Origin of the sequence: Enterocloster sp. OA13 (assembly GCF_022440595.1) — a bacterium.
Classification (GTDB): Bacteria; Bacillota; Clostridia; order Lachnospirales; family Lachnospiraceae; genus Enterocloster; species Enterocloster hominis.
Genome location: NZ_JAKNTF010000001.1, coordinates 6,131,726 through 6,153,582, shown reverse-complemented (window position 1 = coordinate 6,153,582; position 21,857 = coordinate 6,131,726). Strand labels below are relative to the sequence as shown.

At 52.6% G+C, this 21,857-nt stretch carries 19 protein-coding genes; 4 read left to right on the top strand and 15 right to left on the bottom strand.

All coding sequences use genetic code 11. The features are described from left to right. Positions 1–211: 211 nt before the first annotated feature. Genes MCJ35_RS27440 through MCJ35_RS27430 form a run of 3 tightly spaced genes read left to right on the top strand, consistent with a single transcriptional unit; the run spans position 212 to position 3,773 of the window. Positions 212–1,825 carry a 4-hydroxyphenylacetate 3-hydroxylase N-terminal domain-containing protein gene (locus tag MCJ35_RS27440; protein WP_008724084.1) on the top strand — a complete coding sequence of 538 codons (1,614 nt, stop codon included), beginning with the start codon at positions 212–214 and terminating at the stop codon, positions 1,823–1,825. A gap of 27 nt (positions 1,826–1,852) precedes the next feature. After that, a complete protein-coding gene (locus MCJ35_RS27435) occupies positions 1,853–3,472 on the top strand; it encodes a 4-hydroxyphenylacetate 3-hydroxylase family protein (protein ID WP_008724082.1) in 1,620 nt (539 codons plus the stop codon). A gap of 10 nt (positions 3,473–3,482) precedes the next feature. After that, complete coding sequence (locus tag MCJ35_RS27430; protein WP_008724081.1) at positions 3,483–3,773, top strand: NifU family protein; 291 nt, start codon at positions 3,483–3,485, stop codon at positions 3,771–3,773. A gap of 730 nt (positions 3,774–4,503) precedes the next feature. On the opposite strand, the gene MCJ35_RS27425 is transcribed toward MCJ35_RS27430, so the two are convergent. The 10 genes from MCJ35_RS27425 to MCJ35_RS27380 all read right to left on the bottom strand — a co-directional run bounded on the left by MCJ35_RS27425 (position 4,504) and on the right by MCJ35_RS27380 (position 16,937). Beyond that, positions 4,504–6,678, bottom strand: a complete 2,175-nt coding sequence (locus MCJ35_RS27425; RefSeq protein WP_488473323.1) for an RNA degradosome polyphosphate kinase — start codon at positions 6,676–6,678, stop codon at positions 4,504–4,506. A 242-nt stretch (positions 6,679–6,920) separates the two neighbouring features. Next, positions 6,921–8,486: a Ppx/GppA phosphatase family protein gene (locus tag MCJ35_RS27420; RefSeq protein WP_025484263.1), complete on the bottom strand. Its 1,566-nt coding sequence runs from the start codon at positions 8,484–8,486 to the stop codon at positions 6,921–6,923. Between the two features lie 199 nt (positions 8,487–8,685). Continuing rightward, positions 8,686–9,954: an ATP-binding protein gene (locus MCJ35_RS27415; RefSeq protein WP_025484264.1), complete on the bottom strand. Its 1,269-nt coding sequence runs from the start codon at positions 9,952–9,954 to the stop codon at positions 8,686–8,688. 15 nt (positions 9,955–9,969) lie between these two features. Further along, positions 9,970–11,106 (bottom strand): bifunctional chorismate mutase/prephenate dehydratase, encoded by a 1,137-nt coding sequence (locus MCJ35_RS27410; RefSeq protein ID WP_120056523.1) that lies wholly within the window; start codon positions 11,104–11,106, stop codon positions 9,970–9,972. A 54-nt stretch (positions 11,107–11,160) separates the two neighbouring features. Then, positions 11,161–11,904 (bottom strand): lysophospholipid acyltransferase family protein, encoded by a 744-nt coding sequence (locus tag MCJ35_RS27405; RefSeq protein WP_008724072.1) that lies wholly within the window; start codon positions 11,902–11,904, stop codon positions 11,161–11,163. Between the two features lie 146 nt (positions 11,905–12,050). Further along, on the bottom strand, positions 12,051–12,596 hold the full coding sequence (locus MCJ35_RS27400) for a putative ABC transporter permease (RefSeq protein ID WP_025484266.1): 546 nt from the start codon (positions 12,594–12,596) through the stop codon (positions 12,051–12,053). Between the two features lie 100 nt (positions 12,597–12,696). Further along, a complete protein-coding gene (gene cls / locus MCJ35_RS27395) occupies positions 12,697–14,229 on the bottom strand; it encodes a cardiolipin synthase (RefSeq protein ID WP_008724066.1) in 1,533 nt (510 codons plus the stop codon). A gap of 65 nt (positions 14,230–14,294) precedes the next feature. After that, positions 14,295–14,744 carry a type II secretion system protein gene (locus tag MCJ35_RS27390; protein WP_025484268.1) on the bottom strand — a complete coding sequence of 150 codons (450 nt, stop codon included), beginning with the start codon at positions 14,742–14,744 and terminating at the stop codon, positions 14,295–14,297. Between the two features lie 71 nt (positions 14,745–14,815). Beyond that, a complete protein-coding gene (locus MCJ35_RS27385; RefSeq protein ID WP_008724063.1) occupies positions 14,816–15,187 on the bottom strand; it encodes a prepilin-type N-terminal cleavage/methylation domain-containing protein in 372 nt (123 codons plus the stop codon). A gap of 37 nt (positions 15,188–15,224) precedes the next feature. Then, positions 15,225–16,937 (bottom strand): GspE/PulE family protein, encoded by a 1,713-nt coding sequence (locus tag MCJ35_RS27380; RefSeq protein ID WP_025484269.1) that lies wholly within the window; start codon positions 16,935–16,937, stop codon positions 15,225–15,227. A gap of 99 nt (positions 16,938–17,036) precedes the next feature. Here MCJ35_RS27380 and MCJ35_RS27375 point away from each other — a divergent pair, with 99 nt between their 5' ends. Beyond that, complete coding sequence (locus MCJ35_RS27375) at positions 17,037–17,795, top strand: prepilin peptidase (RefSeq protein ID WP_025484271.1); 759 nt, start codon at positions 17,037–17,039, stop codon at positions 17,793–17,795. A 30-nt stretch (positions 17,796–17,825) separates the two neighbouring features. On the opposite strand, the gene MCJ35_RS27370 is transcribed toward MCJ35_RS27375, so the two are convergent. From MCJ35_RS27370 to MCJ35_RS27350, 5 genes are read right to left on the bottom strand one after another with little or no spacing between them, the layout of a single operon-like run. Beyond that, positions 17,826–18,557, bottom strand: a complete 732-nt coding sequence (locus MCJ35_RS27370; protein WP_025484272.1) for a hypothetical protein — start codon at positions 18,555–18,557, stop codon at positions 17,826–17,828. Further along, positions 18,491–19,087, bottom strand: a complete 597-nt coding sequence (locus MCJ35_RS27365) for a PulJ/GspJ family protein (protein WP_025484273.1) — start codon at positions 19,085–19,087, stop codon at positions 18,491–18,493. Before MCJ35_RS27365 ends, MCJ35_RS27370 begins: the two co-directional genes overlap by 67 nt. Positions 19,088–19,102: 15 nt before the next feature. After that, entirely contained in the window at positions 19,103–19,471 is a 369-nt protein-coding gene (locus MCJ35_RS27360; RefSeq protein ID WP_025484274.1) for a type IV pilus modification PilV family protein, read from the bottom strand. Continuing rightward, positions 19,455–20,285: a hypothetical protein gene (locus tag MCJ35_RS27355; RefSeq protein ID WP_240299719.1), complete on the bottom strand. Its 831-nt coding sequence runs from the start codon at positions 20,283–20,285 to the stop codon at positions 19,455–19,457. The genes MCJ35_RS27360 and MCJ35_RS27355 overlap by 17 nt, the downstream gene beginning before the upstream one ends. Beyond that, complete coding sequence (locus MCJ35_RS27350; protein WP_155858438.1) at positions 20,272–21,825, bottom strand: hypothetical protein; 1,554 nt, start codon at positions 21,823–21,825, stop codon at positions 20,272–20,274. The genes MCJ35_RS27355 and MCJ35_RS27350 overlap by 14 nt, the downstream gene beginning before the upstream one ends. Between the last annotated feature and the right edge of the window lie 32 nt (positions 21,826–21,857).

Below are 21,857 nucleotides of genomic sequence, written 5' to 3'. Positions count from 1 at the left end.
CTGCACCATCATTTTTTGTATACTTTTTATACATGTTTTCAGATGACCATGCCCTTTTTATACAGTCCAACGCCCCAAATCCACTGATTTCCGCCTCTTGCTATCTGGCACAATTCTTGCTCTTTAAATCATGGTGTAAGGGCGCAAGACCATGGCGCCCCATAAATGGCAAAAATTTAACAAGTATAAAATATGAAGGAGGAATATAGGAATGGGAATTGGAACTTATGAACAATACAAGGAACGGCTTCTCAAAATGAAACCCAATGTTTATTTAAACGGCAGATGTGTTGACCGCTCCAACGGAAAAGAAGGCGCTGAAAGGGACCTGGCTGACTGGATCAAAGGCGGGACCTATGTAATGAAACAGTGCTATGACGTTGCCAATGACCCCAGATATGAGGATGTATGTGTGACCACTTCCCATATTACCGGAGAAAAGATTAACCGCTGTACCCATATCCACCACAGCATGGATGACCTGCTGAAGAAACAGCTGATGACGCGCCTGATCTGCCAGCACGTGGGCGGATGTATGCAGCGATGCATGGGCACGGATGCCATGAACGCCCTGTTCTCCGTTACTTATGACTGTGACGAGGCCTGCGGCACAGAGTACCACAAGCGTCTGGTCAAATACATTGAATACTGTCAGAAGGACGATTTAATCTGCAACTGCGCACAGACCGACGTAAAGGGATCCCGCAACCCCAAGTACAAACGCGCCCATATGCAGCCGGACCCGGATTCCTTTGTACACGTGGTAGAGACAGATGTGGACGGCATCGGCGTGGACGGAAAACCATGTAAGGGCATCATCGTGCGCGGTGCCAAGATCTGTAACTCCTGCGCTCCGTATGTGGATGAAATCATTGTAAACCCAACCAAGTTCATGAGCCAGGATGACAGCGATTACGCGGTGGCCTTCGCCCTTCCCGCTGACTGGGACGGAGTCAAGCTGATGGCCCTTCCGGGACTGCATCACAAACGTACCCATCTGGACGCGCCTTATGCGCAGATTGGGGACGTGGAAAGCCTTACCATCTTCGACGACTGCTTCGTGCCCTATGACCGCGTATTCATGTGCGGCCGCGACCACGAAGGCGTTGCGCGTTACGCCGGTTATCTGGCCCTGATGTTTGCACATTACCACCGCCATTCCTACACCGGATGTAAGACCGCTGTCTCCGAGGTCATCGCATCCCAGGCAGCCCTGGTAGCCGATGTCAATGACATTGCCAGGGAGTCCCATGTCCGGGAAAAAATCTGTGACATCATCCAGACAGCGGAACTGGTATTCGCAGCAGGCGAGGCGGCCGCCCACCATGCAATGGAATTTCCATCCGGCCAATGGGTTCCGGATGAGGTGCTGACCAACGCTGGACGCCGTCTGGCAGGACACAACATGTACCATGAGTACGAAACCCTGGCCGACCTGACCGGCGGTGTCTGTGCTTCCCTTCCAACGGAAGAGAGCTTCTTTGCGCCGGAAACAGCAGAACTGTGCAATAAGTATATACTCCGCAACCCGGCCTACAGCGCAGAGGACACCCACCGTGTCATGCGCATGATGGAAAACAAGCTGTGCGACTCCTACGAAGCAGCCCAGGCAGTGGCAGGCGTACACGGCGGCGGTTCCCCTCTCATGGAAACCATCACCCTCATGAGCCGTTATGACCTGGAAGAATTGAAAAAAATCGCAAAATACCTGGCAGGGCTTCCCGGATACGAGAAATGCCCGCGCTACGAGCGCAGCGCCCACACAGCAACCCCAAGGGCCATGCTGGCCAAATTCGATGCGGTTTCAGCAACTAAAAAACAATAAAATAAAACATAAAGGAAGGTATTAACTATGGCAATCGGTACATACGAACAGTATAAAGAGCGTCTTTTAAAAATGAAACCCAACGTATACATGAACGGAAAATGCGTGGACCGTTCCAACGGCAAGGAAGGCCCGGAAAGGGACCTGGCCGACTGGATTAAGGGCGGCACCTATGTAATGAAGCAGTGCTACGACGTTGCCAACGACCCGGACTATGCAGACGTCTGCGTGACCACGTCCCACATTACAGGAGAAACCATCAACCGCTGCACCCATATCCACCACAGCCAGGAGGACCTGCTGAAGAAACAGCTGATGACCCGTTTGATCTGCCACCGCGTGGGCGGATGCATGCAGCGCTGCATGGGTACGGATGCCATGAACGCCCTGTTCTCCGTTACCTATGACTGTGACGAGGCCTGCGGCACAGAATACCACCAGCGCCTGTTAAAGTACATTGAGTACTGCCAGAAATACGACCTGGTCTGCAACTGTGCCCAGACAGACGTAAAAGGCTCCCGTAATCCAAAATACAAACGCGCCCACATGCAGCCCGACCCCGACTCCTTTGTCCATGTAGTAGAAACAGACGTGGACGGCATCGGCATTGACGGAAAACCATGTAAAGGCATCATTGTCCGAGGCGCCAAGATATGCAACTCCAATGCACCTTATGTAGATGAGATCATTGTAAACCCGACCAAATTCATGGGACCGGATGATGCTGATTACGCGGTTGCATTTGCCCTTCCCGGGGACTGGGACGGCGTAAAGCTGATGGCCCTTCCCGGACTGCACCACAAACGCACCCATATCGAGGCCCCCTTTGCAAACATCGGCGATGTAGAGAGCCTTACCATCTTCGACGACTGCTTCGTGCCATATGACCGCGTATTCATGTGCGGCCGCGACCATGAAGGCGTTGCGCGCTACGCAGGCTACCTTGCCCTGATGTTCGCACACTATCACCGTCATTCCTACACCGGATGTAAAACAGCGGTCTCCGAGGTAATCGCATCCCAGGCAGCCCTTGTAGCCGATGTAAACGACATTGCACGTGAATCCCATGTACGTGAAAAAATCTGTGATATCATCCAGACCGCAGAGCTTGTCTTTGCAGCCGGGGAGGCATCCGCCTATCACTCAACCAAGTTCCCCTCCGGGCAGCAGGTTCCGGACGAAGTGCTGACCAATGCGGGACGCCGCCTGGCAGGACACAACATTTACCATGAATATGAGACACTGGCCGACCTGACCGGAGGCGTATGCGCATCCCTTCCCACCGAGGAAAGCTTCTACGCACCTGAAACAGCAGAACTGTGCAATAAGTATATACTCCGCAACCCGGCCTACAGCGCAGAAGACACCCACCGTGTCATGCGCATGATGGAAAACAAACTCTGCGACTCCTACGAAGCAGCCCAGGCAGTGGCAGGCGTACACGGCGGCGGTTCCCCGCTCATGGAGACCATCACCATGATGGGCCGCTACGACCTGGAAGAACTTAAGAAAATCGCAAAATACCTGGCCGGCCTGAAAGGCTACGACGAGTGCCCAAGATACGAGCGCAGCGCCCACACAGCAACCCCAAGGGCCATGCTCGCCAAATTCGACGCAATGGCCGCCGCAAAAAAGGAAGCCAAATAAGAGGTAATCCATGAACGAAGAATTAAGAAAAGACATAGAAGCAGTCCTGAACCTCTTCGTCCGCCCCCAGTTATCCAGCCACGGGGGCGGGCTGGAGGTAGTGGACTTAGATGAAAACGGTATCCTCTGGATTGAAATGCAGGGCGGATGCGCCGGCTGCCCCTCCGCCGATGAAACCGTCAAAAACCTGGTCCAAAAAGAACTGGTCACCCGCATCCCCCAGATAAAAGGGGTGGAAATCGATTCCGGGATCAGCGATGAGATACTTGCAGAAGCCATGAAGCTGTTTACGCATGGGTGATTTAGGTGGGGTGGGTGGGGAATTTAGGTGCATCCGTCCGTGAGTGGAATGGGGATGGGGGCGGGGGATACGGCTTCGGTGCTAGCTGCTCTAAGGCTGTGGCAATCGGCGCTGGACAAGAGTCTGGCCGCCTAACTCGCGCCTGTTCTTATCCGTCAATCTTGTTACTGAGCTCAGACAAAGGCGCCAGCCTCTTAGCGCCGCTTGCCACAGCCTAAGACCAGCACGCACCTGCAGATGCATCCCCCGCCCCCATCCCCATTCCACTCACCCACTACGTATCGTTTTCTCCACACCACATAAATCAGGAAAAAAATAAAAAACCCAGCCAGGGGTTTTTTCACCCATCAATATTAACCCAGGCCAGGGAATTTATTTTATTTCCGGATGGATGATTGAGGTATGTGGGGGTTGGAGGACACAGCACGGGGAGGGGGACAGGACGGATGGCGGCGGGGTGGACGCATAGTGTAGGAGGGCGCAGCTTCTTAGGTCCTGGCAGCATAAAAGACGGGGGTGGACGAATGCATCAAAGCATGAGTCCAAGGTGCTCTGAACGTAGAAAGTCCTTCAGGATTTCTACGTGAATAGCACCGATCCCCCGTCTTTTATGTTGTCAGGGCCTTAGAAGCTGCGCCCTCCGGAACTGGGCGTCCAGTCCGCTGCCGTCCGTCCTGTCCCCCTTCACGGGCGTAGCCTCCCAAAATCCCCCTCTTACACCAACCATCCATCAAACCCCACTACTCTCAATCGGCGTAAACACCCTCACCCTGGCCGGGTCATCCACCCTGAATTCCTTTGCCATCATAATGGCCTCCCGGCAGAACTGTTCCTGGGAGTTTACCAGGACTTTACCCCGTTTATCTTCTTTTTCGTAGGTTCCGTCCGGCTGGAGGATGTGGGCTTTCACATTGTCTTCCAATTCAATCTCAAGGATGCGGATGACCTGCTCCTTCAGCGTTTCGTTCTCTACCGGGAACATGATTTCCACACGGCGGTCCAGGTTACGCGGCATCCAGTCCGCACTGCCCATGTAGACCTCAGGGCTTGCGTCATTAAGGAAGTAGAAAATCCGGCTGTGCTCCAGGAAGTTGCCTACAATGGAACGCACCGATATATTCTCACTTAAACCGGGAACGCCTGCCTTCAGACAGCAGATGCCCCGGATTATCATTTCTATCTTGACTCCTGCACAGGATGCTTCATACAGGGCGGTTATGATTTCCTTGTCACACAGGGAGTTCATCTTGGCCATGATGTGGGCAGGCTTGCCGTTCCTGGCATGCTCTGCTTCCCTGCGTATCATCCGCAGGAACCTTCCCCTAAGCCATAGGGGGGCCACGGAAAGCTTATTCCATGCAAGGGGCTCTGAATATCCGGACAGCATGTTGAATACAGCGGTCGCGTCCTCTCCTATCTGAGGGTCGCAGGTCAGGATTCCGCAGTCCGTATAGAGCTTTGCGGTTGAATCATTGTAATTGCCGGTCCCAAGATGGACGTAACGCCTGATTCCGTCCTCTTCCATGCGCACCACCAGGGTAATCTTGCTGTGGGTCTTAAGGCCCACCAGGCCGTAGATGACATGGCAGCCGGCTTTCTCAAGCATCTTGGCCCAGTTGATGTTGTTTTCCTCGTCAAACCTTGCCTTCAGTTCCACCAGCACGGATACCTGCTTGCCGTTGTCAGCTGCTTCAGCCAGCGCTGCAATGATTGGAGAGTTGCCGCTGACACGGTAAAGGGTCTGCTTGATTGCCAGCACCTCCGGGTCCCTGGCCGCGCTGCGCACAAAGTTTACCACCGGGTCAAAACTCTGGTATGGGTGATGGAGCAGGATATCCCCTTTCCGGATATTGGTGAAGATGTCATCCTCGTTCATCAGGGCCGGTACCGGCTGGGGCACGTATCTGGATGTCTTAAACAGATCGAAACCTTCCAGTCCATACATCTTCATAAGGAAGGTCAGATCCAGGGGACCGTTGATTCCAAATATATCCTGGCTGTTGATGGATAGCTCTTTTCTGAGGATTTTCAGCAGCCGCTTATCTACGTTATCCTCAATCTCCAGACGGATGGCCTCGCCCCACTGGCGTTTCTTCAGCTGCTTCTGGATTTCTTCCAGCAGGTCCACTGCCTCTTCCTCATCAATGGTGAGGTCCGCGTTCCTCATGATACGGAATGGATGGGATGCCACAATATCATAGTTCAGGAACAGGGACGGCATGTTCCGCTCAATTATCTCTTCCAGAAGTATGACCACGCGCTGTTCCTTTCCATCCTCCACCACTTCCCTTGGAAGTTCCACAATCCTGGGGATGACGGACGGCACCTGCACCATGGCAAACTCCAGCTCATCGTCTGTCTCGTCCGCTTTTTTCTTCCTCAGAAGCGCAGCTATGTTCAGCGTCTTGTTGCGGATTAAAGGAAATGGCCTGGAGGAATCAAACGCCATGGGCGTCAGTACGGGATATACATTTTTCTTAAAATATTCATCTGCAAATGCAGCTTCCTTTTCTGTCAGGTCCTCATGCTCCGTAATGACCCTAAGCCCGTTGGCCTTAAGGGCAGGCAGGAGGGACCTGTTATAGGTGGAATACTGCATTTCAACCAGCTGGTGTGTCTTCTCACTTATTTTATCCAGCTGCTCCTGAGGTGTCAGGCCTGCTATGTCGGGCTTGGTGTATTTTGCATGCACCATATCCTTTAAGGAGGCAACGCGCACCATGTAGAATTCATCCAGGTTAGAAGCCGTGATACTTAGGAATTTGAGGCGCTCAAAAAGCGGAAGGCTTTTGTCCCTTGCCTCGCTCAGCACCCGGTAGTTGAACTCAAGCCAGCTCAGTTCTCGGTTAACATAATTGTTCGGGTCAGCCGCAAAATCCACAGTGGTTTCTGCAGGCTTTTCCATTTTTAACTTTACGTCCTTCGTGCTTTCTGCCTTGGCTTTATCGGTCTTTGAGACTTCCGCCTTGGCCTTCTCAGCCTTCGAAGCTTCCGCCCTGGCCTTCTCAACCTTCGAAGCTTCCGCCTTAACCTTCTCAGCCTTAGAGGTTTCGGCCCTGGCCTTCTCAGCCTGCTTAGACGCCTCTTTGGCTGTCTCTTTTACAGTCTGTTTTGCAGACTGCTGCTTTCCTACTGAATCTGCCATGATTACACCCTCCTCTTCTGCTTTAACACAGGTCTTACGCCAAATATCTCCTCAAAGAAATCCGCCTTCTGTTCAAAGGAGGCTGTCTCCAATGCCATGTTGCCCTGATATCCTGTTGTGATAATCAGTTCATTGTCCCTGACCGCCATGCGGCAGTCCGCCAGTTTTCCGCGGTGGCTTCTGTCCATGGAATTGGCCAGGCGCAGGATGGCTGTCAGTTTTGCGATAAGGATGGTGATTGCGTTGCGGCTGTAACCCGGCATATCCTCCTGGTGGATCTGTGTCTCCAGCTGGACTTTGTCATAGTCGAAATCCCTTATGTTGTAGCGGACCACGTTGGCAATGATTTCCCTCTCCAGATGGCTGAGGCCAATGATTTCCGTGGACATGATGATGTTATAGGAGCATTCGTTGGAGTTCTTGATGCTGATGAACTTGCCGCAGGCATGGAGCAGTACGGATATCTGCAGAAGCAGTCTTTCCCTGGCCCCAAGCCCATGGTACTTTTTCATGCTGTCAAAGATTCCCAGGGCATATTGTTCCAGCACCTGGTTGTGGCTGGTGTGGCACTTATAGCGCTTGGCCATGTTCCTGGACGCTGCCAGGATATCGTTCTCAAAGTTATGGCTGAACCGGACCAGCTTGTTATCCTGGGCATATTCAGCGGCAATGCCGTCGCACAGACGGATTCCCGGAACCCAGAACATGTCTGCCCCGGTCAGTTCCAGAATGCGTTTATACACCACCACGCTTGGAAGGAGCAGGGAGGCGTATTCACTGTTCACTCCAAACTTCTCCTCAATCTGGTCCGTGGTCAGCTGGCACAGACGCTCATAAAAACGGTTCATGGTGGCTGCATCAATCCGGTCCCCGTATGCCTTCAGGTCCATGCGGTTAATGATATAGAGGATATTCTCCCCGATTCCGATAAGGTTGTTGATTTCCCGGTCCTTCAGGTACATCTTGCGGAAGGTGAACAGCTCATTGTCCACAATCTCCTCAATGTGCTCCCGGTGTTCCGCCACGGTTGCCGGGATGTTGGCCAGAAGGCCGCGCACACGCAGGGTACCGAGAGGGAGGTTCTGGGTGGTCACCAGGGAATCCTTGTCAAAGAGGGACAGCTGGGCGCTGCCGAATCCAACATCCACAATGGCCGTCCCTTTTTGTATGATCTTATTAAATTCACTGGCCTTGGCAGCAATGGCCTTATAGCTGATAAAACGCTGCTCTGAGTTGCTGATGATGCGCACGTTAAGCCCTGTCCTCACCCGGATCTGGTCCAGTATGATCTGATTGTTGTGGGCTTCCCTCATGGCGCTGGTCGCATAGGCCCTGTAGTCCTTGACCCTGTATGCCTTCATTATCTGGGCGAACTCCCCCAGGACCTGGCACATCTCCTCCACCAGGCCATAGCTGATTTTGCCCTGGCTGTACGTATCCTTGCCAAGGGCAATCACATGGCGGACATGGTCCACACGCCGGATTCCCGTCTTATATGACATCTCATAGATGCCCATTTCCAGCTCGAATGAGCCAACGTCAATTGCCGCAAATGTCCGAATAGCCACCTTTATCACTCCTTTTGACCGCTATTATAAACGGGTCATTAAACTTTTACATGTAAACCATGTAAAACCCCTGTAAAATTCATGTAAACCCCACCCTGGCATGCATGAAAGCCCTGCCCGTTTCCCAGGCATACGTAAAAGCCCCGCCTGTTTCCTAGGCATGCATGAAATCCCCGCCTGTTCCCAGGGAGCACATCTGCTATTTCCGGCCAAGAAGATGGGTGATGAACTGGGCCGCCGTACGGCCTGACAGGCCGCCGTGGCTCAGTTCCCACTTATTGGCCTCCGCGTAAAGCTCCTGTTCCGGCATATCCAGGTGGTAACGGTCCGCCAATGCCTTCACGATTGTCTCAAATTCCCTCTTGTCCGGGGAGCCAAAGTATATGGTCACGCCAAAACGGGAAGCCAGGGACAGCTTCTCCTGTACCGTATCATTGTTATGAAGCTCGTCGTCCAGTTCCCTCTTGTCACTGAACTTCTCACGTATCAGATGGCGTCTGTTGGATGTGGCGTAAATCAGCACATTGTCCGGGCGCTTGCCAAGCCCGCCCTCCAGGATTGCCTTCAGATACTTGTACTCCAGTTCGTAATCCTCAAAGGAAAGGTCGTCCATGTAAATGATGAATTTGTAATTCCTGTCCTTAATCTGCTCCAGCACATCGGAGAGCGCGCGGAACTGGTGCTTATATACCTCAATGATACGCAGTCCCCTGCTGTAATATTCATTGAGCACAGCCTTGACACTGGAGGACTTACCGGTTCCCGCATCGCCGAACAGCAGCACATTGTTGGCCTCCCGGCCTTCCACGAATGCTTCGGTGTTCTCAATCAGCTTCTGTTTCTGCAGCTGATACCCCACGATATTATCAAAATATACGTGCTCCACATTGATAATCGGGTCAATGACAACGGTCTGTCCCTCATCCTTTTCCACAATCCGGAATGCCTTATTAAGGCCGAATTTGCCAACTCCGAATTCCCGGTAAAATTCCTCCACGTGATCCTGGAATTCCTCCACATCCGCGGATTCCTTCAGCTTGACAGCCAGGCTCACGATGCGGTCCCTGATCCTCTTATTGAACACGCGGCTGCCTTTTCCGCTGGACTCATAACTGGCCAGCTGGTTCCACATCCCGGCAGGCGCAAGGTCATGGATGTCGTAATCAAATAATGCCTTAAAGATCTTAAAGTCCTCCCTGGCCAGCCGGTCCAGGGAGCCGCCTGCCGCCCCTGTGATTTCACAGGTGGTTGTATAGGCATTTTCGTTGTTGGCCAGACAGAAGGCCAGGAAACAGTGCCAGAGATTCCCCTCGAATCCATAATTCACAGCCAGTTCAACCAACTGTCCTGCGCAGTGGAATGCATCCGGCCGGCCATCGCAGTCCGCATATCCCATAAGGCAGGCCATGTCCTTAAACAGCTCCTGGTATTCCAGATTCCTGTATATAATCAGTTCATTAATATTCATACCCGTCATACCTCCCTAATAATTGCCCAGGATCCGCATGCTTACGGCTTCCTCTGAAATTCCCTTTAACGCATTCTGTATGGCCGCATCCCCCAGGGAACCTTCCACATCCACAAAGAACCTGTATTCCCAGCTGCGTCCCACAATGGGACGGGATTCAATCATCAGCATGTTGACATTGTTATAAATCAGGTTCCCCAGCATGTTATACAGGGAACCGCTTTTATGTAAACCTTCAAAGCAGATGCTCACCTTGCCTGCACCCTGCCTGTAAACAGGCGATTTAGACAGAATGATGAACCGGGTGGTGTTGTCCTTGTCATGGTTGATGCCATGCTCAAGGACCTGAAGCCCGTATAGCTTTCCCGCTGTCTCGCTGGCCACTGCTGCCTGGGCAATGTCCTGGTCCTCCAGTATCTTCTTGGCAGCGCCCGCCGTGTTCTCCACGCTGAACTGGGTCCACTGCCTGTTGGCATTCAGGTACCGGGAACACTGCATTAGGGCCTGGGGATGGGAATAAACCCTCCTGATATCCGAAATGGACGCCCCCTTAAGCCCCAGAAGGGCATGGTTTACGGAAACCTGGGTCTCGGCCACGATATAGAGGTTGTGCATGACCAGATTGTCATAGTTGCCGCTGACAGCCCCTGCGGAGGAATTCTCAATGGGAAGGACCGCGTAATCCGCCCGGCCTTCCTCCACTTCCACCATGGCATCCTCAAAGCTGGGCACATGATATACATCTGCGTCATCCCCAAAGTACTGAAGGGCCGCTGCATGGCTGTAAGCCCCTTCCACGCCCTGGTACACAATCCGGGCATTGTCCCGCTTCAGCTCCTCCACCATGGTAAACCCGGTATCCAGGCGCTGCCCATGCCCTGCCAGGAGGCCATACTGGAGCCTGCGGCTGATGGTCATGATCTGCGAAAACAGTTCGTAAACTCCCTGCCTGTTAAAATCCCCATGGGCCATACCGGTCACGGTTTCTAATTTTTCCTTTTCCCTTGCCCCGTCATACACAGGCTTGCCTGTTCCAATCTTATACTCCGCTACGTCCCCGCACAGCTTCATCCTTCTCTCAAATAACTCAACCAGCTGTGAATCAATGCCATCCAGCTGTCCCCTGATTTCCTGTAAATCCAGATTCTCCATGGTATCTAATACGCTCCTGTTCCAGGGCGCGCGTCCGGCGCGCCTTATTGTTCCTTATTCCTGTCCTTCAGCCATATCCTTAAGCATGCCTGATATCACATCCCTTGTATATGCCCCCGGGAACTTCTTTGCCTCCTGGGGCAGTTCCTTTAAATCAATGGGTTCACCGTACCGGATGACCACATGGCTGGGCTTTATGAACGGAAGATGGTCCTCGAATATCCGGGAAGTCCCTGTGATGGCCACCGGTATCACAGGGCATCCGCTTTTCTGGGCAATCTTAAGGCTGCCCTCATGGAATGGGAGAAGTTCCGTCATATCCTCATTCTCATTGCGTGTGCCCTCCGGGAATATCCAGATGGATATACCGGATTTTACCTTCTCAATGCCTTCCAGGATGGCCTTTAACCCTTCTTTGATATTCACCCTGTCAAGGAACAGGCAGTTAACCCTGTGCATCCAGTCCCTGAGAAGGGGTATCTTAAGCATCTCCTTTTTGGCAACAAACCCGGTCAGCCCTGGCACGGTCACATATCCCACAAGAATGTCAAAATAGCTCCTGTGGTTTCCCACATACAGGACCGCCCGGTCCATGGGTATGTTCTCCAGGCCCTGCACCTCATATGTAACCCCTGCCAGTTTAAGTATGAACCGGAATACTCCCTGTACGATATGCAGGCTCTTAAACTGCGCGCCCTCCGGGTCTTTCTTGTCCCGCATTCCCAGGATGCCAAGCAGCGGCACACTGAAAATCAGGAACAGCACCACGGTCAGTGCCACCATAATTATCCGTATCATTCCCTGTCTCCTTTAATTCCTGTATATATTTTGGCGTCCGGGCGCCAAACCCGGACTGTTTCATTTTATTATATAAAAAGAGCGGATTAAATACAATACCTTCCATCCAGGTTTGATATTTAATAACCGCTCATCTGTCCGGCGCTTCAGGGTGTGTCTGAAAATCCACTCCCGCCATCTGCACTGGTCAAATATTCAAATAACAGCCCGGTCCCAAACCACAGGGGGGCGAACTTAAGCCGGATGACACCGCCCACATTGTCCGGCCATGCCGAGTAGTCCCATGGGCAGATTCCAAGGCCTGTAAGCCAGGTCCCCGCCACATATTCCGCAATGAATATCAGCACCATGTAGATAAGCCCGTGCCGTATGATCCGCCCCGCGCGGGACATCCTGTCCCCATCCCCGTCTGCAAAGCCCGGCAGGCCCGTAAGCCAGCTGTCTATGAAATGGCTGATGGGTAACAGCAGGGCGCCCATCCCATAGATGGGAAACATAAGTAAGGAAGTCTGGCCCATCAGGGTCCAGTCCCCTGCCATGATGGAGTCCACGGATGTGAACATTACCTCCAGGCACCACCCTGCAATGCCGCACCGGCAGAAATTCATCAGCAGTCCCGTCATTTTATTGTACCGTTTTTCCTTACGGCTATTTGTGTGATTGATTCCTTCTGTCTGCACTCTCATAGCCATTAGTATGAAAGCCGGTCCGTGCTTTTATTCGCCCGGAACCATTTTTCCAGAACTTTCCCAATGCCCGTCTTATCTGTTTTCCCTTTGCCGGCAGGGTCTGTCACAAAAGCGGGGAGAGCAGGCGGCTGGATTGTTCCTTTATGCGCATCCACATGCTTCTCTCCTTGTAATCCTCCCTTGTAATCTCCCGGCAGTGGGGAAGGTCGCCCATGAACGCCTCCTCCAGTTCACCCGTGACTTCCTCATCATAAATCGTGGCATTGACCTCAAAGTTCAGTTCAAAGCTGCGTATATCCATGTTGGCGGTCCCATAACAGCTGACCCTGCCGTCCACCATGATTCCCTTGGAATGAAGGAAGCCATTTTCATATATATATACCCTGGCCCCATAGTCCAGAAGCTCCCCGGCATAGGAACAGGTGGCCCAGTACACAAAGGGGTGGTCCGGCTTACACGGAATCATGAGCCGGACATCCACGCCTGAGAGCGCTGCAATCTTCAGCGCTGAAAGGATTGCGTCGTCCGGGATGAAGTACGGGGTGTGGATATAGATATGGTGCTTGGCCTTGTGGAACAGTTCCAGGTAATTATTCCTTATGTGCGGCTCATTGGTATCAGGGCCGCTGGTAATGATCTGCATGGACACCAGTTCATTGACCCGCTCCGGATCAGGCCACACAGGGGTCCACTCGCCCTTAAGACGCCGGGTGATGTACTCTGCCTCATCCCCAAAATACCTTGCCTCCTTAAAAAGGTTCTCGCCGGTGGCATAGTTCCAGTCCAGGGCAAACCGGATCTGCAGGCTGATGGCAGCCTCCCCGTCAATACGCAGATGGGTGTCCCGCCAGTAACCGAATTTGGGATCCTTGGAAATGTACTCCCGCCCAATATTAAAGCCTCCCACAAAGCCTGTATGACCGTCAATCACAACGATTTTCCTATGGTTCCGGTAATTCACGCGCAGGTTGAGCCATCCCAGGAAGGGCGGGAAGAACACGCCCACCTTAATCCCTGCTTTTTCCATTTTCTCCCAAAGCTTTTTCGGCATGAACCTGCCGCCCATTCCGTCGCAGAGGATACGGACCTCCACGCCCTCCTTTACCTTTTCCAGCAGGATTGGCACAATGGAATCAAACAGCTCGTCATTTTTAATGATATAGTACTGGATGTGGATGAACCGCCTGGCCTGGCGGAGCTCATTCCTCAGGGACTCGAACTTCTCCTGCCCGTCCGTGAATATCTGCACCTTATTGTTTACCGTCAGCACGGAACCGGAGGTCTCCAGGTTATAGAGGATCAGGCTTTTGAAATCCCTGGTCATGGGATCCATCATCTCCTCGGGCATGTCATCCGAGCGTATGATTTCCTCCTGGCTCTTAATCGGGACATTGAGCCTGTCGCTGATTTCCTTTACTTTGAACATCCTGCTTTTCTTTAAATCCTGCCCGAACAGAAGATAGAAGATGATTCCGAACACAGGAATAAAATACAGGGCCAGAAGCCAGGTCCACACGCTTCTCGGGTCCCGCCGCTGAAAAAATATGATAATGATTGAAAATACAAGGTTGATGTACAAAAGATGCTCCAGCAGCCATCCCCATATCATCAGCGCCGTGTCCAAGATTAATTCCATAGGATATCCTCTCTTACCGCTTCTGCCTTACTGTTTCTGTGTCACCGCTTCTGTCCTTACTACTTCTACCAGCCAAAATCCTTGCCGACATTCTCATATGTGACGTTTCCGTCTTTATCATATGTTACCAGGATTGCCGTCTCACTGTTCTCTGAATCATATATTATGGAAATCAGGCGCCCTTCGGTGACATCTGCATTAACATGTGCAATTCTTGCGCCTTTCTGTCCTCCAGAGATATAATCCTTAATCAGGCTGTAGGGACTGTCCAGCTCCACTCCCATAAGGTTATGTACGATTTTGCCGTTCAGTGTTCCTTTTTCATACTCGTCGGTAATATAACGCTGTACCGCATCCGCAGCCATTTGTGCTTCTGTATAGGCCGTCATATTGTGGGCGGCCTGGATATACCCCGCCATGTGGGGAACAGCAAATGCCAGCAGTATGGCCAGGATTGCAACCACCACAATCAGTTCCACCATCGTGAACCCACGGCATCCCCGGCGTTTTTTCATATGTTTCATCCTCCTACTTCCTTCCCGTCCTTCATCCAGCCGATAATGGCCAATTGTACCACAAATACGGACTATTTTCCAGTTCCCGACACAATCTCGCCGTCCCCGGTGCTGCCTGGATAAACAGCCTTGTACGTCCTGCCGTTTATCTCGCCTTCCCAGAACGCGGAGTCCTTTCCATCCGCATCCCTGGTATAGTTATATTCCTGTTTCTCATTCTGCTTCATGGCGCCGGCATCAATCATGTCCTGCTGGGCCTTTCCCAGGGTATAGTTGGACCTGGCATTGGATATGGCTACCTGGCTGGCTGATTTGTCCTGAAGCCCGCGGTAGGACGGCACTGCAAGCGCCACCAGGATACCGAGTATGGCAATGACACAGATCAGCTCTATGAGGGTAAATCCTCCCCTGCTGCCTTTTCCCTTCTTGTCTGCTTTTTTCATTCTTATGTTTCCTCTTTTCTTTTGTAGTATATCAGTATTATTCCGCGGAATAAATTATTTTTTCAGCCTCTTCCATGCTGGTTTCACCCTGGATTGCCATCTGTACCACATTCTCCTTCAGGGACCTGAATCCTCTTTTCTTCTGGTACGTCCTGATTTCCTTTGGCAGCACATTATCCATTATCATGAACTTCACCTCCTCGTCCACCTCCATCAGCTCATAAACTGCTTTCCTCCGGCTGTATCCGGTCCCATTACAGCAGGGGCAGCCCGAAGCCTTCCACAGCTTATCCACTTTTCCGGCGCCCAGTCCCTCCAGCAGGCCGCGCTCCCTCTCATCCGGTTCATATTCCCTGCGGCACAATGGACACAGCACCTTCACCAGCCGCTGTGCCACAATCCCGGATAATGCCGCTGCCACCATATAGGGCGCCACGCCCATGTTGCGCAGCCTGTTTATGGTGGAAGCGCAGTCATTGGTGTGAAGGGTGGAAAACACCAGATGCCCGGTTATGGCGGCCCTTACACCGATGGATACGGTTTCCTCGTCCCTCATCTCGCCGACCATGATTACATCCGGGTCCTGTCTCAGTATGGAGCGGAGGGCAGTGGCAAAGGTCAGGCCTGACTTTGGATTGACCTGTACCTGGGTCATCCCCTCAATCACCTTCTCCACCGGGTCCTCCACGGTAACCACGTTGATTTTCTTTTTAATGATGCGGCTGAGCACAGCGTACAGGGTTGTTGTCTTGCCGCTTCCCGTTGGCCCGGTCACCAGCACGATTCCATGAGGGACCTTGAGGATCCGCTCAAATATCCCGCGCTGTATCTCCGTCATCCCAAGGCGGCTCACATCCATCAGTGAATTATCCCGGTCATTGCCCAACAGCCTCAAAACAACCTTCTCCCCGAAAACAGAGGGCAGGGTGGAAATCCTCAGGTCCGTGGACACATCTGCCCGTTCATAATGGTACTTGCCGTCCTGAGGCAGCCTCTTTTCCGCAATATCCATGCCAGCCATCAGCTTCAGCCTGGTTATCATGGGGCGGTGGTACTCCATCTCCAAAGTAGTATGGACAATCAAATCCCCGTTGATTCTCATCCGTATCACAAGTTCATGATTTCCCGGCTCCACATGGATGTCGCTGGCATTTCTGTTATAGGCATTCTCAATAATGGCATTGACCATGCGCACCACGGGAGCGCCTTCCACCCGTTCCTTAAGGACCAGTTCCATCTGACGGTTACGGGTATCCATGATACCTGCCCCGGGCGTGCCGGAAGCAGGGTTCATGAGCCCGGTATTCCCGCCTGCGGTATTTTCATAGGTCCTGTCAATGGCGCGTCCCACTGCCGCGGATGTCCCAAGGACCACTTTGACCTCCATGCCGGTAAGGGTTGCAGTCTCATCAATGACATCCATATCAATGGGATAGGAAGCAGCCACCACCAGCCTGCCTTCCTCAAAATCAATGGGTATGATCCGGTTATGCCCTGCAAATGCAGGGGAAACCATGTCCGCTGCCTTCAAATCGATTTTATAGGAATCCAGGTCCGTCACCTGCAGATTGTCCCGGGTTGCAGCGCATTCCATAACAGCGTCCTCGGTCACATAGCCCAGGTCCATAAGGATCTGCTCAGCAGTTTTCCCCGGTTCCTGTTCCTTAAAGTACATGGCCCGTTCCAACTGGCTCCTTGTCAGGTATCTGTGCTCTACCAGCAATTCTTCTATGTTCATTTTATATGGCACTGGTTGTCTCCTTCTCTCTGAAATGGTATACTGACTGAAATGAACCGCAATCCGGGATCATATTGTATCCGGGATAATCTACATTATCGGGGGACTGTCATGGATTTTTTCTACCCAATATTATATGGAATGTTTGGCGCTGTAACCGGAAGCTTCCTGAATGTCTGCATCCTGCGGATACCTGAGGGCGAAAACTTTGTCACAGGGCGTTCACACTGCCCGGCCTGCAAACGGCAGCTCAATCCGCTGGACATGGTACCCATCCTGTCCTTCCTGTTCCTGGGAGGGAAATGCCGGTCCTGCGGGGAACGCATATCCATCCAGTATCCTTTGGTGGAAGCAGGCACCGCCCTGCTGTTCTTCCTGTGCTGTCAGGCCAAGGGTCCGGGAGCAGAAGCCGTCATCATGTGTCTCTTTGGCTCACTGCTTACTGTGGGCGCCTTAATTGATGCCCGGCATATGTACATCCCGGATGGCATCAGCCTTTCCATCCTGGTTCTGGCGGCAGGTTCCCTGATGATTGCTCCCCGTCCCGGCCTGGCAGGCCGGATTGCCGGCGCAGTCATATGCGGCGGTTTCCTGGCGCTCCTGCGTGTGCTCACAAAGGGCGGCATCGGTCTGGGCGATGCAAAGCTCATGGCCTCCAGCGGCCTGCTTCTGGGCGTGGGAGCAGGAATGGCGGCCCTCCTTGCAGCCTACATCCTGGCCGGACTCTGGTGTCTTATCCCCTTAATAAGGGGACGGGTAAACGGCAGGACCAGGATTCCAATGGCTCCGTTCTTTGCCCTGTCCCTTATTGCCTTCGGACTGTGGTACAGGGAAATCATGGTCTGGTACATGGGCCTGTTCCTTTCATAGGACATGGCCTGATTCCCGTAAGGACATGGCCTAATCCTCGTAATACCGGCAGACCCCATTCCCGTTGAGATAGAGTTTCACATCCTCTCCGGAGTTCCCGGATATGTCCTGCCCAATGGTCATGACGGCGCCGTCGCTATTATCAAACACAATATCCGCGCCCAGGGAAAATGTATATCCATTACAGACCACTTCCGTATGTACATTGGCCTTTCCGTCCAGCGGCTTTACCGTTAATGTAATATCCACTGCAAGGCTGTCATCCGGCAGGGACTGGCAACCCTTCATCACATATTCCTTGTCTCCCAGGGCATGATGAAGATACCGTTCCCACCGGCTTTTCGGCTCTGTATCCCTGACATAACCATTGAAGCCGTATCCTGTCCCGTCCCCTTCCATGGCCTCCACAGGGATTTCTTCTTCCCCTTCTTCCCCGTCTTCCCCTGCCTCTTCATCGTCCATCATTTCATCATATTCTTCGCGGACCATCTGGCAATCCTCCTCAAAACACCGCCAGATACTGTTGGCTGCTTCCGATTTCCCGCTGGCAACCGCCCCGCAGAAGGTGCTGTGTATGGTCTTGGCCGTTATCTGCGCCTCCATATACGATTTTCCTGTCAGGGCAGACTTCATCTGGTATCTGGAAACCGCCATATAACCGCAGGAAAACACGGACAGCAGGGTAATGGAAAGAATCACATATATAAGGCTGCTGCCCTGTTCACCGCGTCTTCCCGACCATCCTCTCCTATTGCCGACCATGCCGTCTCCCCCTCCTCAACCTGGTAATCATACATGGAGTGTATGACCGCCTCCTGCTCATAAACCGTTTCCTCATCCTTCATGATACGGATCAGCACCCTGGCCTGCCCGGTTTCCGTTCCGTCAAAATCAAGTTCCAATGTCATCCCGTCAAACGCATCCACCTCCAGGTCATCCGCGGATATATGGGGCCAATCAGAAACTGGAGGCAGCTTCTCATAGGTAATCCCGTTTACTTCGCAGGAAGGCCTGGAAATCCCCGGTTCCCGCACATAATACGACAGCGTTTCCGGATGGCCGGGTTCCACGTAATACACATAGCCGTATCTCAGCAATTCCTCCAGTTTGGTATATGCCTGGCTGCACATTCCCTCTGCCTTGGCCAGTCTGTCAAAGCCATAATAAAGCTTAGCCTGGGGATGCAGGAAGCCCGCTGCAAATACCCCGATCACGGCTGCGATCGAGAGGGCTGCCACCAATTCTAAAAGCGTAAATCCCTGACAGCCATCCCTTATATTTCTTTCAGTCAATTTTCTTACCGCCCTTTATCTGTGCCTGTAAAATGTCATGGAGCTATCAAAATCCTCCGGTGCCGCGCTTACCCTGAATTCATCAAAGGATTCTTCCGCTGCATAATCCCCGAAGGCTGATTCATTTTCCATGTAAAACTCCACCACCAGGGTATTGCCGGTTGCCTCTCCCGCCCCTGCCCCAGACATGGAACTAAGCTCGTAATTCATTCTCCCCATCCTGTGTTCCTTTGCCAGAAGTCCCGCATTGGCGCCGGACATCATCAGGAAGCCGGAAACAGTTACTGCCAGAAGGGCTGTGGCCGTGATTACCTCAATCATGGTAAAACCCTCCTGGCGGGAATGGATTTCCATATATGTCCTGCCCCTATTTTGTCTTTTCATAATAATACCTGACCTCCACAATCCCTCTTAAACCGCCGTTCCCGGCCATGCCGCTTTCTTCCCTTTCTTCCGATGCCGCCAAATCAATATAGGTTATCACAAGGCTTTTATCATTCCGGTATATCCCGTCCGCAAATTCCATGATATTCCCCACATCCATGCATTTTACTTCCAGCGTAACAGTGGATGCCATATATTGTTTCCCTGATTCGGCTGTATCCTCCGTCCCGCCTGTATCCGTTCCGCCTGTATCCGTACCAGTTGTACCCGTACCAGTTGTATCCATACCAGCTGTATCCTTCCCAGCTGTATCCTTCCCAGCTGTATCCTTCCCAGCTGTATCCTTCCCAGCTGTATCCTTCCCGCCGTCCGTTTCCCGCGCACCTGCCATATTGTCCACAACACCGGAAACCGGGGTGCCCACGCCTGATACATGGCTTTTGGTCTTCATTTCCCCGTGCCCCTCCATCGTCCCCACCGGCTCAGGTGTTCCGATACTCAGGCGCACAATCCCCACACCGGCACGTCCTGCCAATTCCTGAAGGTTCCGGTCCATGAACACATCGTCAATATCCCGGTAGAAAAACTCCCCGTCATCTTCTTTCTTCAGCCCCTCAAGCCGCTCCCTTAAATCCGGGTAATATTTCAGGTACAGTTCGGCCTTTGCCTGTTCTTCCTTAACTTCCCTCAGTCGTTCCCTGGCTTCAGCCAGGCGTCCCTTTTCGGGGATGATAAAAAACCTGAACGCCAGGGCCCATATGCACACGAACATCAGAAGCCTGATGAGGAAGCGTTCCCTTTTACTTATTTTCATCCTGTTCTCCCTCTTTGAGGACTGCGCGGACTGATGTATGGATGCGCACCGTGCCATTGTCCTCTTCCTGCTCCCAGTTACTGTGGCTGACAGAATGGAATACCCCTGAATCCCTGATCCGCTCCACAAGGCCCGGAACCTGTTCAGGACTATTTTGGGATATGGTCATTTCCATGGTTCCCGGCTCCTTTTCATAGACAACGGCCTCCACATCCATATCAGCTTCCATGGCTGACGCAAATGCCTCAAAGTCAGTCCTGTCCAGGAAGCCGGACGAAGCGCTCCTTAAGGATTCCTCCGCAGCCATCCGTGCAGCCATTGCCGAAACCTCATTTTCCAGTTTACAGGACGCCCGATATTGTTCCCTGAAACCAGCATCTGACATGACTGACCGGAGCCGTTTCAACTCCCCTGTAACCTGGGCGCGCTGAAATCCCACATACCCGGATATTCCTGCTGCCAATATAAGGTTGGCAAGCAAAAACAACATGTTTCTTCCTGATACAATCCCATATATCCCGGAAAGCATCCCGCTGTCCTCACCGTCCGGCCCAGAGGAAAGCCTTACGGGGCCCTTGCCCGACAGACTTACCCCTGACAAGCTTACGCCTGACAGGCTTCCGCCAAACAGGCTTTTACCAGACAGGCTTTTACCAAACAGGCTTTTACCAGACAGGCTTCCGGCAGCAACCGCAGCCAATGCGCCGGGCGTCACCGCCACATCCTTCCCGGATACGCTCACCGCCGCACCTTCACAGGGCATGTCCAGACGCTCCTTCAGACATGCCGCCGCATCTTCCATGTCGGAAAAGCAGTTTCCCACCAGTACTGCGTACTCCGGACTGAACATTCTTTTGTCATCTTCCAGCTGTTGGCGTATACGGGCCGCCTGTTCCGCGATTTCATCATACAGAACCTCCTTAGCGCCCTTCCCGCAGAAATATCCGGCTTTCAGCGGACTGCTTACCCATGACAGGCAATGTCCTCCGGCAACCGCATACAGCCCAATTCCCTCCTTTTCCACATCGATGATAAGGCTGGAACGGCGCCTGCACATCATCCGGCTGGCCACAGCCGTGCAGTCCGGCATCAGAAGGGTTCCGCCATATATCATACCTGCCCGCTCCATGGCTTTGACATATGGTTCCAGTTGTCCCCTTTCCATATAATATACCGTGGCGCCAATATGCGGTTCTCCGGAAATCTTCTGGATATCCACTGCTGACAGACAGTCCGCACCGCATCTTTTGCTGGCCATCAGTTCATTATAAGCCATGCGTCTGAGCGCCCGCTTTCCAGCCTTTGGGAGCTTTGTGTACAGGAAGGAGAGCCTGCGCCCCATAACCAGTACGATCCTCTTTCCCTCCAGTCCGTACTGGGCTGCCCATTCTGCCAATACCCCTTCAGGACTCCTGCCGGAAGAATCGCTTTGCGCCTCCTGTACGACAATCGTTCCCCGGCCGCCTGCACGTCCGGGTGCCTTATATGTCCCGCATATATATGTAATCCCGTGTTCTTCCACACATATGTAATGTTTCATCCTGGTTCTCCGTTCCGCCGTCCCCAACGGCA

Excerpts from the sequence above, each read along its gene's own strand:
- MCJ35_RS27435 (WP_008724082.1), top strand. The coding sequence starts at position 1,853 with ATGGCAATCGGTACATACGAACAGTATAAAGAGCGTCTTTTAAAAATG.
- cls (WP_008724066.1), bottom strand. The coding sequence starts at position 14,229 with ATGGAATTAATCTTGGACACGGCGCTGATGATATGGGGATGGCTGCTG.
- MCJ35_RS27440 (WP_008724084.1), top strand. The coding sequence starts at position 212 with ATGGGAATTGGAACTTATGAACAATACAAGGAACGGCTTCTCAAAATG.
- MCJ35_RS27405 (WP_008724072.1), bottom strand. The coding sequence starts at position 11,904 with ATGATACGGATAATTATGGTGGCACTGACCGTGGTGCTGTTCCTGATT.
- MCJ35_RS27375 (WP_025484271.1), top strand. The coding sequence starts at position 17,037 with ATGGATTTTTTCTACCCAATATTATATGGAATGTTTGGCGCTGTAACC.
- MCJ35_RS27430 (WP_008724081.1), top strand. The coding sequence starts at position 3,483 with ATGAACGAAGAATTAAGAAAAGACATAGAAGCAGTCCTGAACCTCTTC.
- MCJ35_RS27410 (WP_120056523.1), bottom strand. The coding sequence starts at position 11,106 with ATGGAGAATCTGGATTTACAGGAAATCAGGGGACAGCTGGATGGCATT.
- MCJ35_RS27400 (WP_025484266.1), bottom strand. The coding sequence starts at position 12,596 with ATGGCTATGAGAGTGCAGACAGAAGGAATCAATCACACAAATAGCCGT.
- MCJ35_RS27390 (WP_025484268.1), bottom strand. The coding sequence starts at position 14,744 with ATGAAAAAACGCCGGGGATGCCGTGGGTTCACGATGGTGGAACTGATT.
- MCJ35_RS27370 (WP_025484272.1), bottom strand. The coding sequence starts at position 18,557 with ATGGTCGGCAATAGGAGAGGATGGTCGGGAAGACGCGGTGAACAGGGC.
- MCJ35_RS27385 (WP_008724063.1), bottom strand. The coding sequence starts at position 15,187 with ATGAAAAAAGCAGACAAGAAGGGAAAAGGCAGCAGGGGAGGATTTACC.
- MCJ35_RS27415 (WP_025484264.1), bottom strand. The coding sequence starts at position 9,954 with ATGAATATTAATGAACTGATTATATACAGGAATCTGGAATACCAGGAG.
- MCJ35_RS27355 (WP_240299719.1), bottom strand. The coding sequence starts at position 20,285 with ATGAAAATAAGTAAAAGGGAACGCTTCCTCATCAGGCTTCTGATGTTC.
- MCJ35_RS27425 (WP_488473323.1), bottom strand. The coding sequence starts at position 6,678 with ATGGAAAAGCCTGCAGAAACCACTGTGGATTTTGCGGCTGACCCGAAC.
- MCJ35_RS27350 (WP_155858438.1), bottom strand. The coding sequence starts at position 21,825 with ATGAAACATTACATATGTGTGGAAGAACACGGGATTACATATATATGC.
- MCJ35_RS27360 (WP_025484274.1), bottom strand. The coding sequence starts at position 19,471 with ATGAAAAGACAAAATAGGGGCAGGACATATATGGAAATCCATTCCCGC.